Source organism: Pseudoalteromonas sp. Cn5-37, assembly GCF_021532495.1.
GTDB lineage: Bacteria > Pseudomonadota > Gammaproteobacteria > Enterobacterales > Alteromonadaceae > Pseudoalteromonas > Pseudoalteromonas simplex.
This window is the reverse complement of the sequence record NZ_JAKGBA010000011.1, coordinates 1-15065: the sequence shown is the minus strand read 5'-3', so window position 1 is coordinate 15065 and position 15065 is coordinate 1. Positions and strand designations below refer to the sequence as shown.

The 15065-nt window shown below is 41.8% G+C and carries 13 protein-coding genes; 6 read left to right on the top strand and 7 right to left on the bottom strand.

The features are described from left to right. Positions 1–83 precede the first annotated feature (83 nt). Positions 84–1904 carry a glutamine--fructose-6-phosphate transaminase (isomerizing) gene (gene glmS / locus L1266_RS13625; protein WP_235377712.1) on the bottom strand — a complete coding sequence of 607 codons (1821 nt, stop codon included), beginning with the start codon at positions 1902–1904 and terminating at the stop codon, positions 84–86. Positions 1905–1999: 95 nt separating this feature from the next. Continuing rightward, positions 2000–2770, bottom strand: a complete 771-nt coding sequence (locus L1266_RS13620; RefSeq protein WP_188729327.1) for a DeoR/GlpR family DNA-binding transcription regulator — start codon at positions 2768–2770, stop codon at positions 2000–2002. Between the two features lie 155 nt (positions 2771–2925). Here L1266_RS13620 and L1266_RS13615 point away from each other — a divergent pair, with 155 nt between their 5' ends. Continuing rightward, on the top strand, positions 2926–3453 hold the full coding sequence (locus tag L1266_RS13615; RefSeq protein WP_235377711.1) for a sugar O-acetyltransferase: 528 nt from the start codon (positions 2926–2928) through the stop codon (positions 3451–3453). Positions 3454–3746: 293 nt separating this feature from the next. Here L1266_RS13615 and L1266_RS13610 read toward each other — a convergent pair whose 3' ends face one another. From L1266_RS13610 to L1266_RS13595, 4 genes are all read right to left on the bottom strand, one after another. Next, positions 3747–4193, bottom strand: a complete 447-nt coding sequence (locus L1266_RS13610; RefSeq protein ID WP_194442506.1) for an REP-associated tyrosine transposase — start codon at positions 4191–4193, stop codon at positions 3747–3749. Between the two features lie 369 nt (positions 4194–4562). After that, the gene (locus L1266_RS13605) at positions 4563–6959 is read right to left on the bottom strand and encodes an ABC transporter permease (RefSeq protein WP_235377710.1); all 2397 of its coding nucleotides are present in this window, start codon (positions 6957–6959) and stop codon (positions 4563–4565) included. A 1-nt stretch (position 6960) separates the two neighbouring features. Continuing rightward, positions 6961–7662, bottom strand: a complete 702-nt coding sequence (locus L1266_RS13600) for an ABC transporter ATP-binding protein (RefSeq protein WP_054552246.1) — start codon at positions 7660–7662, stop codon at positions 6961–6963. An 11-nt stretch (positions 7663–7673) separates the two neighbouring features. Then, positions 7674–8927, bottom strand: coding sequence for an efflux RND transporter periplasmic adaptor subunit (locus L1266_RS13595; protein ID WP_054552245.1), 1254 nt, complete (start codon positions 8925–8927; stop codon positions 7674–7676). 230 nt (positions 8928–9157) lie between these two features. On the opposite strand from L1266_RS13595, the gene L1266_RS13590 reads away from it, so the two are divergent. The 5 genes from L1266_RS13590 to L1266_RS13570 all read left to right on the top strand — a co-directional run bounded on the left by L1266_RS13590 (position 9158) and on the right by L1266_RS13570 (position 14683). Beyond that, positions 9158–10561, top strand: coding sequence for a sigma-54-dependent transcriptional regulator (locus tag L1266_RS13590; RefSeq protein WP_235377709.1), 1404 nt, complete (start codon positions 9158–9160; stop codon positions 10559–10561). A gap of 3 nt (positions 10562–10564) precedes the next feature. Continuing rightward, positions 10565–11869: a sensor histidine kinase gene (locus tag L1266_RS13585; protein ID WP_235377708.1), complete on the top strand. Its 1305-nt coding sequence runs from the start codon at positions 10565–10567 to the stop codon at positions 11867–11869. A gap of 85 nt (positions 11870–11954) precedes the next feature. Continuing rightward, the gene (locus L1266_RS13580) at positions 11955–12494 is read left to right on the top strand and encodes a hypothetical protein (RefSeq protein ID WP_235377707.1); all 540 of its coding nucleotides are present in this window, start codon (positions 11955–11957) and stop codon (positions 12492–12494) included. A gap of 118 nt (positions 12495–12612) precedes the next feature. After that, positions 12613–13890 (top strand): LysM peptidoglycan-binding domain-containing protein, encoded by a 1278-nt coding sequence (locus L1266_RS13575; RefSeq protein WP_054552242.1) that lies wholly within the window; start codon positions 12613–12615, stop codon positions 13888–13890. Between the two features lie 91 nt (positions 13891–13981). Beyond that, complete coding sequence (locus L1266_RS13570) at positions 13982–14683, top strand: hypothetical protein (RefSeq protein ID WP_235377706.1); 702 nt, start codon at positions 13982–13984, stop codon at positions 14681–14683. Between the two features lie 182 nt (positions 14684–14865). On the opposite strand, the gene L1266_RS13565 is transcribed toward L1266_RS13570, so the two are convergent. Next, positions 14866–15065: transposase (locus tag L1266_RS13565; RefSeq protein WP_235377705.1), on the bottom strand; the 200-nt coding region annotated here is incomplete at its 5' end.

Here is a 15065-nt window from a genome sequence, read left to right as displayed (position 1 = left end):
ATATTGGTAATTTTTTAAGCTAACAGAATTGCAGGTACAAAAAAAGGCGCATATTGCGCCTTAATAAAAATAAAACTCTTAACTTACTCAACCGTTACCGATTTTGCTAGGTTTCGAGGTTGGTCTACGTCGGTGCCTTTAATAACCGCAACATAGTATGAAAGCAGCTGTAACGGTATTGTATATACAACTGGAGCAATCACGTCATCTACATGATTTACGTTGATTACACGCATTGTTTCGTCAGATTCAAACGCTGAGTCTTTGTCTGCGAATACATAGATAATACCGCCACGGGCACGTACTTCTTCTACGTTTGATTTAAGCTTTTCAAGTAGCTCATTGTTTGGTGCCACAACAATGATTGGCATGTCGGCATCAATCAACGCAAGAGGGCCATGCTTAAGCTCACCCGCTGCATATGCTTCGGCATGAATGTATGAAATTTCTTTCAGCTTAAGCGCACCTTCCATCGCGATTGGGTATTGTGAACCACGACCTAAGAACAATGAGTGGTGCTTATCAGCAAACTCTTCAGCTAAATCTTCAATCCCTTCTGCAAGCAATAATGCTTCTTCTAACTTGTTAGGAAGTGTTTTAATTGCATTTACAATCGCACCTTGCTCTAAGCCTTTTTCTTGCGCAATAGATGCTGTTAGCATTAACAAGCCAACAAGTTGTGTGGTGAAGGCTTTAGTTGATGCAACACCAATTTCAGCACCGGCTTTAGTCATAAAGGCTAAATCAGATTCACGTACTAACGATGAACCCGGTACGTTACAAATAGTCATTGATGCCATGTAACCTTGCTGTTTTGCAAGACGAAGTGCAGCAAGCGTATCAGCTGTTTCACCAGACTGTGAAATGGTCACAAGTAAGCTGTTTTCATGTACAAATGATTCGCGGTAACGGAACTCAGAAGCAATCTCAACATTACAGCTCACGCCAGCAAATTGTTCAAGCCAGTAACGAGCAACCATACCTGAGTGGTATGAAGTACCACAGGCAATAATTTGCACGTGTTTTACGTCTTTAAAGATTTGCTGAGCGCTGTCGCCAAAGGCATCAATCGCTACAGTGTCATTAACTAAACGGCCATCAAGGGTGTTACGTACAGCAAGCGGCTGCTCGTAAATTTCTTTCAGCATGTAGTGACGATATTCGCCTTTACCTGATGCATCTTGCGTAATGTTTGATTCAATCACTTCGCGTTCAACTGCATCACCATTTGCATCAAAGATTTCTACACTGTCACGGGTAATACGAGCAACATCACCTTCTTCAAGGTAAATAAACGTACGTGTAACAGGTAATAGAGCAAGTTGGTCAGAGGCAATAAAGTTTTCGCCAAGACCTAAACCAATCACCAGTGGGCTACCTGAGCGCGCTACGATGATTTCGTTGTCGTTCGCTTTATCAAAAACAACCGTACCAAATGCACCTTCAAACTGCTTCACAGCAGCCTGTACTGCAGCTAAAAGCGTATCGTGTTGTTGGCGAAGTTGGTGAATAAGGTGCACCATAACTTCAGTGTCTGTTTCTGATAAAAACTCATAACCGTCGCCTTTAAGCGCATCACGTAGGCTGGCATGATTTTCGATAATACCGTTATGAACAAGGGCAATTTCGCTATTCGAAACATGTGGGTGAGCATTCGCTTCAGTTACGCCACCATGAGTTGCCCAGCGCGTATGCGCGATACCAGTAGTACCATTAACTGCTGCATCGTTAAGTGCCGCTTCAAGGTTAGCAACCTTACCCACTGCTTTTACAGTGTTAAGCTCAGTACCTTTAAGTAAAGCCACACCAGCTGAGTCATAGCCACGGTATTCAAGGCGTTTAAGGCCTTCAACAAGAATTTTATTTACTGGGCGTTCTGCAATAGCCCCAACGATTCCACACATAATTTCTCCTTTTGCACATGCCAAAGCGTTCTACTTTGGGCGGTATGTGTTGTCATAAATGATGCGTAATAAGGTGTTGTCGGTCTTATTACGGGTTATTCAATTTCTGCACAGATCAGCTGTACACCACATGCTGTTATCGCCTCGCGCTTATCTGCGCTTAGGTTGTTGTCTGTGATAACTGTGGTAACACGCTGCCAAGGCAGTTCTAAATTCGGTATTTTTCGGCCAATTTTTTCTGACTCAACCAGCACCACGACCTCACGGGCAGCTTCAGCCATCACTTGGCTAAGCCCCACTAATTCATTGAAGGTTGTAGTACCTCTATCAATATCAATGCCATCGGCACCAATAAACAGTTGGTCAAAGTCGTAAGAGCGTAGAACATTCTCCGCAACTTGGCCCTGAAACGATTCTGAATGTGGATCCCAAGTTCCGCCGGTCATCAAAAGTGTTGGCTCATTTTCTAATGAAAGCAGCCGGTTAGCGACATTAATAGCATTTGTCATCACCACTAAACCGCGCTTACTAGCAAGCTCAGGGATCATCGCCGCTGTAGTGCGACCGCTATCAATGATGATGCGGTTATGATCTTTAATAAGCTTTGCAGCCGCCTGTGCGATTGCCATTTTGCGAAGCGAGTCGCTTTTCTCGTTGCTATTTGCAACGATTTCTTGCGGCAAGGCAATAGCACCACCATAACGGCGTAGCAACAAGCCACTTTTTTCAAGGGCTGTCAGATCTTTACGTATCGTCACTTCAGAAGTTTGAAACTGCTCTGCTAACGCTTCAACAGCAACTTCACCAAGTTCATTCACTTGGCTTAAGATAGTATGGCGACGTTGTTGAGTGTTTCGTTTTGTCATAAAGTGAATTACATAAGTTTCGTTTCGAAAGTTGTGAGATTTTAAACGAAACAATATAAATGGCAAGTGAATACTCGTTAACCTACACAGCTTTAATTTTGATCTTCATGACCAACACGCTAAGCTATTGGCAAATATAACCATGAGCATGCCCCATGAAAGAGTTTAATAGCCTCGATAAGTCCTTACTCGAACAACGAAAAAATGCCCATGAAGTTTGCCGTTTATTTGCCAAAAGCCCAAGTAAAGGCAATTTAAAACGTCTAAGAGGCATGTTTGCTCACTGTGGCGAGCAGGTTGTTATAGAAGCGGGTTTTCATTGTGATTATGGCAGTGGTATTAAAATAGGTGATCGAACCTTCATAAATATTAACTGTACTATGCTCGATGCACCGCTATCTGATGCGCAAATTACGATAGGCGATGACTGCTTAATAGGCCCTAATGTGCAAATACTCGCGGTATCGCATGCTGTAAACCCAACCGAGCGTTTAGCAAAAGCTAATTTTGCAGCGCCCATTAGCATTGGAAACAATGTATGGATTGGTGCAGGCGCTATTATACTTGCGGGTATTAAAGTTGCTGATAATGCCGTGATTGGCGCAGGGGCAATAGTTACCAAAGATGTCGCGGCAAATACCCTAGTAGCAGGTAACCCCGCGGTGAAGGTTAAAGACCTTTAACTCTCATACCAACGCGCTAAAGCACGTCCTACGTAGGTCGTCATTTATGGCGACACAAAATACATATTTACGCGCTAAAGCACGTCCTACGTAAGTCGTCATTTATGGCGACACAGAATACATATTTACGCGCTAAAGCACGTCCTACGTAGGTCGTCATTTATAGCGACAAAGAATACATACCAACGCGCTAAAGCACGTCCTACGTAGGTCGTCATTTTTGGCGACAAAGAATACATATTAACGCGCTAAAGCACATCCTACCGTAGGTCGTCATTTATGGCGACAACCAATCACAAGAAAACAGAATTCCAATATGGATAACTACCTAAATTATCTACAAGCTTTTTTCGCAAAGGGTTTGCTGCGATATATCTGGCTACAGCTATTCTACTTTCTTCTTCACGTAGTGCATGGTCATAGTAAGCAGGTTGCCACACCGTTTGAGAAAAACTACGTATCTTGTTTATCTCTCTAGCAGAAATACCTTTTAGATGACCAACTGTTTTACCCAAGCTACTATCGCTAAGCCTTAATAAACCATGAAAATGATCGGGCATAAGCACCCAAGTTAACCAGCAGCATTGATGCAATAGTTCATTTATTTCAATACACCTACAAAATACTTTTGCTAAGTTATGATCAGTGAACAATGCTTTTCGGTTATGGCAGTTGAATGTTATGAAATATTCACCTGATTGAATTGAAACTCGTCCTTTCTTTAAATGACTCCAGCTCATGAAAAATCCTTTTTCATAAAATTGTAGAACATTAAATATAGTAGATTAACGCGCTAAAGCACGTCCTACCGTAGGTCGTCATTTATGGCGACAAAGAATACATGCTAACGCGCTAAAGCACGTCCTACCGTAGGTTGCCATTTATGGCGACAAAAAATACATGCTAACGCGCTAAAGCACGCCCTACGTAGGTTGTCATTTATAGTAGCAAAGAATACATACTAACGCGCTAAAGCACGTCCTACCGTAGGTCGTCATTTATGGCGACAAAAAATAGCCCTACGTAGGTGACAGCCATCCTCAATAAGCATTTAAAACTAAAAAAGCCCAGCTGTATTGCAGGGCTTATAATTAGGAGTTAGTTAACTGTTATTCATATCGCAAGATAAGTGATGGTCTGGTGCTTGCGGCCTTAAAGGCTAAACTTGCAACGGTAACCCAGGTAATCGCTGCCACCGCGGCGGCGGCAACTAAATACACCCATACAGCTTGTTCAATACGGTCATTAAAGTTTGCTAACCAATCACCAACTAACAAGTAAGTCACTGGATACGCAATAGCAATACTTACCGCCACCAGCACTAAGAACTCTTTAGCAATGATATTTACGATACTGATGCGTGATGCACCTAGCACTTTTCGAACGGCCACTTCTTTTTGACGACGCACTGTTGCAAACGAAGCCAAACCAAAGGTACCTAAACAAGTTAAGAACACAGCAAGACCGGTAAAAATTAAAACGACATTCGAAATTCGCTCATCACCTTTTAACAGAGTTTTGTAGTTGTCTGCGAGTAAGTTGATTTTTGGCTCAAAGATATTGGCTGAGCTTGCTAATACTTCAGCGATCTGGGCTTTAATATAAGGCAAGTTTTGCTGATCAATCGTTAAAATTAGTTCTGATACTGGTGATAAAAAGTTAAAGCCACATAAGAACATAATATTTGAGTTGGCATCTTTAGCATTGCCTACTTTTACATCTTCAACCACACCTACAACACGCATATCTATGCCGCGACCTGAGTCTTTAATAACCTTACCAATAATGTCACTCATGTTAGTGTAACCCGCTTGCCTTGCGACAGATTCAGTCACAATGGTGCCCGTACTTGTTACTCCATTTTCGCGGCTTGCCCAGTCACCGGCAAACTCACGGCTAAAGTCACGACCAGCAACCAGTTTTAATCCTAGTGTTTTTACAACATCGTAGCTTGCACCTACAACAGGCGTTAAGCTGCCAGATGCTTCACCATTTGGCCACGTTGGCATAAGTGTATTATTGATTGAAACAGTTAAACGGGTATCAATAACTGTTGTTTGCTGTACGCCTTGAATTGCACTAATACGGTTAACTAAGGCATTTTTTTCTTTTGTGAATACTTCGCCTACAGGTAGCTCTGAAATAACCAATCTTTGTGTTGTTTCATAGCCTAAAGGTAAGCTTTGTAAGTAAGTTAATTGCTTTAACAAAGTAATAGAGGCAATAATTAAACCTATTGCTAGCGAAGCCTGTAAGGTTAGTAAGCTCTTACGAACCCATATTGCAGTATTACCTCGTTGTAAGTCTCCACTTAAAACGCGTTTTGCACTGAATGACGAAATAAAGAATGCAGGATAAAGCCCAGCTAATATGCCCACAGCAATTGCGACCACAATAATTGCAATGCCAAATTCAGAGGCATAATTCACGACCAATTCGCGGTCTACTAGTTGATTAAAGCTTGGTAAAAGTAGCTCCACTAAAGCACATGCAATCACCATTGAAAGCATTGATACCAACACAGATTCAGATAAAAACTGCGTTACTAACTGGCCTTTACTTGCGCCAAGCGCTTTACGCACACCCACTTCTTTTGCACGTTTCGTCGATTGAGCGACGGTCATATTAATAAAGTTAAAACCTGCAATAAGAATAAGTAACACGCTTAAACCAACACAGATCATCACCACTTGTTTAGCACCACCTGCTTTCATCTCAAACGGTGATTTTGCAGTTAGGTGCAAATCAAGTAATGGGTGTAGCTCTAAACTAACTTGCTCCAGCATCGAATTGCTAAAAAAGCGCTTTGTTAAGGTTTTAGCTAATGCATCGGTATCGGTGCCCTCTGCTACACGCATATAAACATAACTACTGTTGATGTCTATTTTGCTTGGATCATGCTTAACATAAACAAGGTTTTTAAAGGCAAAGTGAGTGTTGTCTTTTAAGTCTGCAAACACGGCACGCACCGTGTACTGTCCTTGTTCATGCGTTAGTGTTTCGCCAATCACATCGGTGCGACCAAAAATGCGCAGTGCTTCTGATTCACTTAAAGCTAGGCTGTCTGGTGTACTCATTGCTGTTGTTAAATCACCCGCCAGCGTTTTCAGAGCAATAAAGTTTTCAATATTTGCTGTAGCACCATATAAGGCATTTAACTTATAGCCTTGATTGCGGTAACTCACATCAACCATGGCTTCACGAGTCAACTCGACCATAGTTAATCCGAACACTTCTTCAACTTGGCTGTAATCTTCAGCCTGCTTTGACTGCACATAATTAAAAATAGGCACCACAGCTAAACCAAGTTTTGAGAAGTCCTGGCCAACGCGATAAACACGCTCAGCATGAGGCTGTTGGCTATCGTACGAAAGCTCATTTTTTGCAAATAAAGCAACTAGAATTGCCGCAGCTAAGCCCACACTTAAACCCAGAACATTTAAAATAAAGTGCTGCTTTTGGTTTTTAAACGCACGCAGCGCGGTGATCAAATAACTTAAAATCATGTTATGCCACCTCTGCTGTTTGTTGAACACGGTTAGCTTTATCAACCATCACTTGGCCATCAAGTAAGCGCACTAAACGGTCAGCATAATTGCCTTCTTTTTCTGAGTGAGTAACCACAATTACCGTGGTACCTTCGCGATTTAGCTCACGCAGCATCGCCATGACTTCATCACCATTTTTTGAATCAAGGTTACCCGTAGGCTCATCCGCTAAGATAAGTTTTGGATTAATCACAAGAGCTCGGGCTACCGCTACACGTTGCTGCTGACCGCCCGATAGCTGTTGCGGTAAGTGATCTGCTCTATGGTCGATTGCAACACGTTTTAAAATTTCTTCTACTCGCTGTTTACGTTCACTTTTTGAGATATTTTGATACTGTAATGGCAGCTCAACGTTTTCAAATACTGTTAATTCATCAATTAAATTAAAGCTTTGGAAAACAAAACCAATCGACGCTTTTCTAAGTGCCGCTAATTGTTTTTCACCAAACCCTGCGATGTCTTCGCCTAAAAACTCAAAACTGCCTGCTGATGGCGAATCCAACATACCTAAAATAGAGAGTAATGTTGATTTACCACAGCCAGATGGCCCCATAATGGCAAGAAACTCGCCTTCGTTTACATGTAAGTTAATGTTGTTAAGCGCTGTTGTTTCAACATCTTGAGTACGGAACACGCGTGATAAGTTAGTTAATTTAATCATTGTTTTTATCCTTAAAATTGTAGTTGTTGTGCTTTATCAAAGTTGCTGTAGCTAGAGGTGATCACGCGATCTCCGGCGCTTAGGCCACTTAACACTTCATAATAGTTTTGATTCTTTTTGCCAAGACGAATGTCTTTTCGTACTGCACGATTGCCATCTTTTTCCATGACATAAACCCAGTTACCTCCTGAGCTGGTAAAAAATGCGCCGCGTTCAAGTAATAAGGCAGTGCCTTTGCTATCACCTAGCATCAGCTGCACATCAAGGCTTTGTCCGCGTTTTATGTTGCTCGTACCATTGGGTAAATCGACTTCAACCTGAAACTGTGATTGCTGAACACGACTATCAATTTTGCTAACTGTTGCCGCAATTTCGCCTTGTTCATGCTCAATAAGCACTTGCATACCTGTTTGAACTTGGCTCAGGTAAAACTCATCTAGTCTCACAACTAGCTTGTATTCATTAGGAATATCAATCTGCCCTAGGCGAGCACCACGGCCTTTTGATTCACCAATTTCCACATCAAGTTCACTTAAATAACCATCAGCAGGTGCTGTTACGAGTAGGTTTTCAAGGTTCTTACGTGCAAACTGTAGGTTTTTCTCTAACATGTCGGCACTGTCTTTTAACTGAGCTACCTGAACTTCACGAATACTGTTTTCTTGCTTTTGACGCTCAAGAGTTAGTTCTTTACGCGCTTTGTAATACGCTAAGTCTTCTTGAATTTCAGATAATTGCTCTTGTGCTAACACACCCGTTTTCACTAGCGGCTGAGTTTGTTTTAAGCGACGCGATAAATGCGTAATTTTAAGATCAATTTCAAGCAAATCACGGCGTAAGTTTAAACGGCTGGTTTCCATATTCATTTGCGTGTTACGTAAAAAGTTAAGCTGCTCAGTCACCTGTGCTTCACGGCTCATTACATCAAGCTGCAAATTGGTATTGCTTAAACGCACAAGTGGTTGGCCTTTTTTAACAAACTCACCTTGCTCAACAAGTCGCTCTTCGACTTGGCCTCCGGCAATGGTATCGAGGTAAATAGTCGTGCGAGGCATAACCTGACCACGAAGACTTAAAGCATCAACAAATTCACCTTGTTGTACTGTGCTAATCGTTAAGCTTGTCGCGGTTACTTGCTGACTACGACCTGTTTGCTCTGTTTGTGTGAAACCATAAGCTGCAGCCGCAACAGCTAAGCATGCCGCTGCTATTACTGATTTCTTAAAAAATGCTTTGTTATTTGAGCGTGTAATTTTCTTATCCATGTTGACGCCTTTAAGTTATCTAGGTGCTAATTACCTATAGATAAAACAACTCTTGTGCCAACTTTTATTTTTATTAAATTACAATAACTTATATAAAAACCAATAAACATGCATATAATCAAGTGTCCGTTTATAGAACACTTCAAAACCCATATATCGTCCATAAATGGACACTGTTACTATTTTCAATTAGTCTTAGTGTTCCCATAAAGGAATAATAATAAATAGCTATGAAACAAGCAGGATCAATTCTTATCGTCGATGATAACCCCGACGTACTTATCGCCGCACGATTACTTTTAAAGCAGCATTATCAGGTTGTAAAAACCACAGATAACCCCTTTGATATCGAAGCTATCATTAACGCACAGCATGAGGCGGATCAGGCCATAGATGTAGTGTTACTCGATATGAACTTCACGCAAGACTCAATTAGTGGCAAAGAAGGATTCTACTGGCTAAAAAAAATCATGAGCCAAGACGCTAACATTGCGGTACTGCTTATGACGGCCTACAGCGATATTCAGCTAGCGGTCGAAGCAATTAAGGCCGGTGCCTCTGACTTTATTGCCAAGCCTTGGCAAAATGAGCAATTACTCGGTGCTGTTGCAGCGGCATTTTCACACGCTAAAGACAAACAGCAAGTTGGTAAACTCACAAAGCAAAAACAAGCCTTGCAGCAGTCAATCGGCAATCAACCATTTGAGTTTTTAGGCCAAAGTGATGCCATGCAGCAGGTTTTTTCGGTTATCGACAAAGCAGCCAACACAGATGCCAACATATTGATTAGTGGCGAAAGTGGCACAGGTAAAGAACTCACCGCACATGCAATCCACAATGCAAGCCAGCGCCAAAGCCAACCCTTCATAAGCCTAGACATGGGCTCACTGGCCGAAAGCCTGTTTGAAAGCGAACTATTTGGCCATAAAAAAGGGGCGTTTACCGGTGCCAAAGAAGATCGTATTGGTCGATTTGAGCTGGCCCATGGTGGTAGTTTATTTTTAGACGAGCTAGGTAATTTACCGCTTAACCAACAAGTTAAGCTACTTGCGGCACTGCAAAACAGGCAAATAACACCGGTTGGTGGTTCAAAAGTCATCGATATTGATATTCGTTTGATCTGTGCAACCAATGAAAACCTCGAACAAGCAGTTACTGAAGGCAAGTTTAGGCAAGACTTACTGTACCGTGTTAATACCGTAGAGATCCGTTTGCCAGCTCTGCGTGAGCGCAGTGAAGACATTCCATTACTGTGTAACTACTACTTGCAGCACTTTGCACATAAATACAAACGTGAGCTCTCGATTGCTGCATCTGATATGACACGTTTAAGCCAGTATCATTGGCCTGGCAATGTCCGTGAACTTGCCCATGCAATTGAGCGAGCTGTCATCCTATCAGAAGGCTCAGAGCTCGATATAAGCTCAGTGATAAGCTCACCAAGTGCTGCTGTTAATACAAGTGAGCTCTCTTCAAACGCCACTGACTACGACACTTTTGATCTCGAAATCATCGAGCAAAGAACCGTTCGTGCAGCTTTAAAGCATTTTCAAGGGAACGTGAGTCATGCAGCAAAAGCGCTCGGCCTAACACGCGGAGCCATGTATCGTCGTTTAGAAAAATACGGACTTTAATCGATGCGAAACTTTATTATCTTAGCCAGCCTATTAGCTGCACTAATAGGTTTATCAATTACTTTGTTTTGGCAAGTAGAGCAAAGCGGGTTTTCTGCAATTTCGGCACTTTTAGCTATTTTAAATTTAGTATGTGCCGCGCAAATTTTTAATTTATTTAAACGCCAAACAAGGCGTGCAGATATGGTTTTTCGCGCTTTAGCGAATGGAGACAGCACATTAGGCTTTGGCGACCAACACCCTATGCAGCAGCAATTTGAGCAGGTTAAACAACAAATTCAGGCTGCGCGTTTTAATGCAGAGCAACAAGCCCAGTTCTTACAAGCACTATTAATTCATATCGATTTAGCAGTATTAGTATGTGATGAACAAGGCAATATTATTGAAAGTAACCCTGCGGTCAGTCGCTTGCTTGGGCAGGCTGTAAAGCACATCGATGATTTAGGTGTAATCGCAAACCTCGTTCAAGACGCAAAACAAAATAGCCGTAATACCGTGCCATGGCAAAATGGTGAGCAGCACGATACGTTATCTGTGCAGATCAGTATTGCCGAAATCCAAGGTAAAGTTCGTAAAGTGATCAGTTTGCAATCGATTCATGATCAGCTGCAATTAAAAGAGCAACAAGCTTATAAGCGCCTTACCAAAGTACTAACCCATGAAATTGCTAATTCGATTACGCCACTCTCTTCTTTAGCACAAACTTGTACGGCGCTGCTGCCAACTGAGCTTAGTTTTGATGATCAGGAAGATAAACAAGACTTGCAACTCGCCCTAACAACACTCGCATCACGAACCGAGCATTTAGGGGAATTTATAGCGCAATTTAAAAAGGTTAGTAGCTTACCCGCCCCACACTTACAGCCACATATTCTGGCAGATCTTGCCAAGCAAGTTGTCGCTCTGCACTCACAACAAGCTAAGCAACTTAATATTACGTTGAATTTATCGGTGCAAAGCCAACAGTTAGTAATGATAGATAGAGGCCAAGTTGAACAAGTAATAATAAACCTGCTTACCAATGCCCTTGATGTCCTTAAGCAGTTAAATACTTCAAAGTCAGCAAAGTGCATTGAGGTAAGCATTGCACAAAATGCTAATCAGCAACTGTATTTAGAGGTCAGTGACAATGGTACAGGTATCAGCGATCATGTGATTGAGATGATTTTTGTGCCATTTTTTACCACCAAGCAACAAGGCTCAGGAATAGGCTTAAGTTTATCACGCCAGATCATGCTCAATCATGGCGGCGATCTGGTATATATCAAACGCCAGCAAGGAGCCTGCTTCCGCTGCGTGTTCGGCTAACTTACATAGTTAGAACACTTACTTACAATTTGCTAAGGCGCTGTTTGGTATCATCAACCCATTAACGTTTAATGGACTAACCAATATGCGATACCTTGCCTTAGCACTGTTTTCTTCACTTGCCTTCATTCCTGCTACAAGCTTTGCTGGTATTTATGACAGCCCTAATATGAACCTGTTTGTTAAGTCAGAGCATAATAGTACTGATTCAATCACCTCAGCCGGCATCGAAGTTATGGCTAAAAATAACTACAGTAATTTCGGCGCAGCATTTACAACGGCACTGGGCTCAGCAGAAGTATTTACTAAAAAAGGTGATCGGGAGACATTTCTCACCTTAGATAGCGGCATCAAATTTGGCTATTTCAGTGACTTTTTTGTCTATGGCGAAGTGGGGTTAGATTTAATTGAGCTTGCTGTATACGACGACCGAGATGACCACGACTACAGAGACCGCTATGATGACGGCCACAATAATATTGATGGCTATGTTGGTGTGGGCATGGGCGTGGACTCAAAGCCATTCAGAATAGAGATTTATGCCAGAGCCCGAGAAATAGACAGCCGCTATTGGGAAGCGCAAAACCATGGTTATGCTGGGTTACAAGTTAGTATTTCGTTTTAATTTCAATTGGGTGAGTAAGTTAGCGAGCTGTTAATCTAATGGTCATTTTTAGCTCACCCTATGTTAAGCTTAGGCGCTTTAGTTTACCCGCACCTAAGTTAACGGAGTATTTTAATACGTGTTTTTAAATCGATTTTTAGGCCTTGTTGTTGTTTCTTTTATTGTAACAGGCTGTCAGACTGCCCCTGAGTCACTTCCCGAAAAGAAGCCCATCATCAAAGCCAATCCAGGCACTGTGGTTGCAGAAGCTAAAACAGCACAAGTAGACGCGGTGACACCGCTCAAACCAAGTGAACTTGATGACGTATGGCAGCGTATTCGCATTCAACTACAGTTTAGCGATTCAAGTCACCCAGATGTGCAAAAGCGCATTGCTTGGTACCTTACTCATCCTAATTACATGGAAGAAATAAGCCGCCGTGCAGCGCCGTATTTGTATCATATCGTCACAGAAGTAGAAAACCGTGACTTACCAATAGAACTCGCTCTAATGCCGCTTATAGAGAGCGATTTTGATGCCAGTGCCTATTCGCACAAACATGCATCGGGTTTATGGCAACTCACCCCCTCAATCGCCAAATACTTTAAAGTAAAAATTACCCCTTGGTATGATGGTCGCCAAGATGTGATCGACAGCACCCGCGCTGCTTTGGATTTTATGGAATACCTTTATAAACGCTTTGATGGCGATTGGTATCATGCTATTGCTGCCTACAATATTGGTGAAGGGCGTGTATTACAGGCAATTGCTCGTAATAAAAAACAAGGTAAGTCGACGGACTTCTTTAACTTAAAACTACCATCGCAAACCAAACAATACGTGCCTAAGTTACTGGCCGCAGCACAATTATTAAAGCACCAAAAAATGATATTCCCTGCCATTAAGAATGAGCAGGCTATTGCGACCTTACCAGTAACTGGTGCAGTGATCTTGGCAGACAAAGCGAAATGGCAAGAGCTTGAAGAGCTAAACCATGGTGTTATCCGATACCCAGCAGTGATTGATGCGCCACATATTGTGGTTCCCAAAGATCAGCAAGCAAGTTATCAAACTCTATTAGCTAATCAAAAGAGCAATGATTATAGCCAGTGGCAACATTACACTGTTAAACGCGGTGATAGCTTAAGTGTGATTGCAAAAAACTATAAAGTAACAGTTAGCCAACTGAAAACCTTCAATAACCTAAAAACAAACACTATCCGTATTGGTCAAAAACTGATATTGCCACAATTGGCTGATCAGCAAATCGAATATAAGGTGAAATCTGGCGATAGCCTTTGGAAGATAGCAAAGCAATACAAAGTCAGTATCACTAAACTCAAACAATGGAATAACCTTTCAAGAGATAGCTTAAGAGTGGGTGAAAAGCTCACCGTATTTATCTCAAATAGTTAATACCAAATCAGGGAGTTTTACTCCCTGTCTCTTTTATCTATCCAATTAAAGTTGTATCTTTATTAGTCTATAAAAACAACAATTAAAAATTATGGATAATCAGCAACAGGACGCAAGCTGTTCAACCGTTAAATCAGAGCAAGACTCCAACGTTGAAGAGCAAACAAAGACCACCCAGCAAAACACTCAGCGCAATGGATGGTTTACCAACGAGCGGCTAAACCTATTTCTCGCACTCTGCGCCATTATTATCTCCGCAGCCTCCTTTTATGCCACTTACTTGCAAGCCAGCGCCGCAGAACGACAAGTAAAAGCCGCAACCTGGCCATGGCTCGAAGTGATGACGGGGAATTTTAATGAAGAAAAAAATCAATCTGAAATCACCTTTGTACTCACTAATTCAGGCTCAGGACCTGCGATAGTAAAGTATGTGAAGTATCATTATAACGACCAATCATATTTAGATATCTATAAAGTAATTTCTGCATGCTGTTTTGATACACAAGCATATGAAACACAGCTACAAACTCTGCAAGATAATTCTCCCGATATAAATATTTTCGAAGCATTTGGCTGGATTATGACGAGTGCTAGTGATAACCGGTTGCTGGCATCTGGCAGCAAACTTAAACTTTTTGGTTTCAAGCAAACGGGATTTAATGAAACTCAATGGGACAAAGTAAATGACCAACGCTTTAATATCAAAACAGAGATCTGCTACTGCTCGTTGCTAGAACAATGCTACCTAAGCGATGGCCGCGGCGATGTGAGAGAAATACAGCATTGTGAGTGAGTTGCGAGAATAAAGTTAGCGAGGGGAAAGTTGCAAGAGTAAAGTTTGGAAATCTGGCGTAGGTTGGGTAGAGCGAAGCGAAACCCAACAGCGTGGTAATTCGTCATGCACAATGAAGAGGTAAAGCTCATTAATAACAGACGAATTAGCGCAAGGTGAAGTAATACCATTCCGTATAAAGATTAAATCAATTTAATCCATTCCCGATTGCACATTTTCTTCACTCGATCCGGTATCGAAATAAAGTGATTCCATGCCTTTGAAACTTCATCGACAATTTCGTCATAGCCCGAAAACACTCTATTGGATAAACAATGCTGTCGTATCCAGCTCCATACTTGCTCTATTGGATTTAGCTCTGGTGAATAAGATGGGAGCTTTA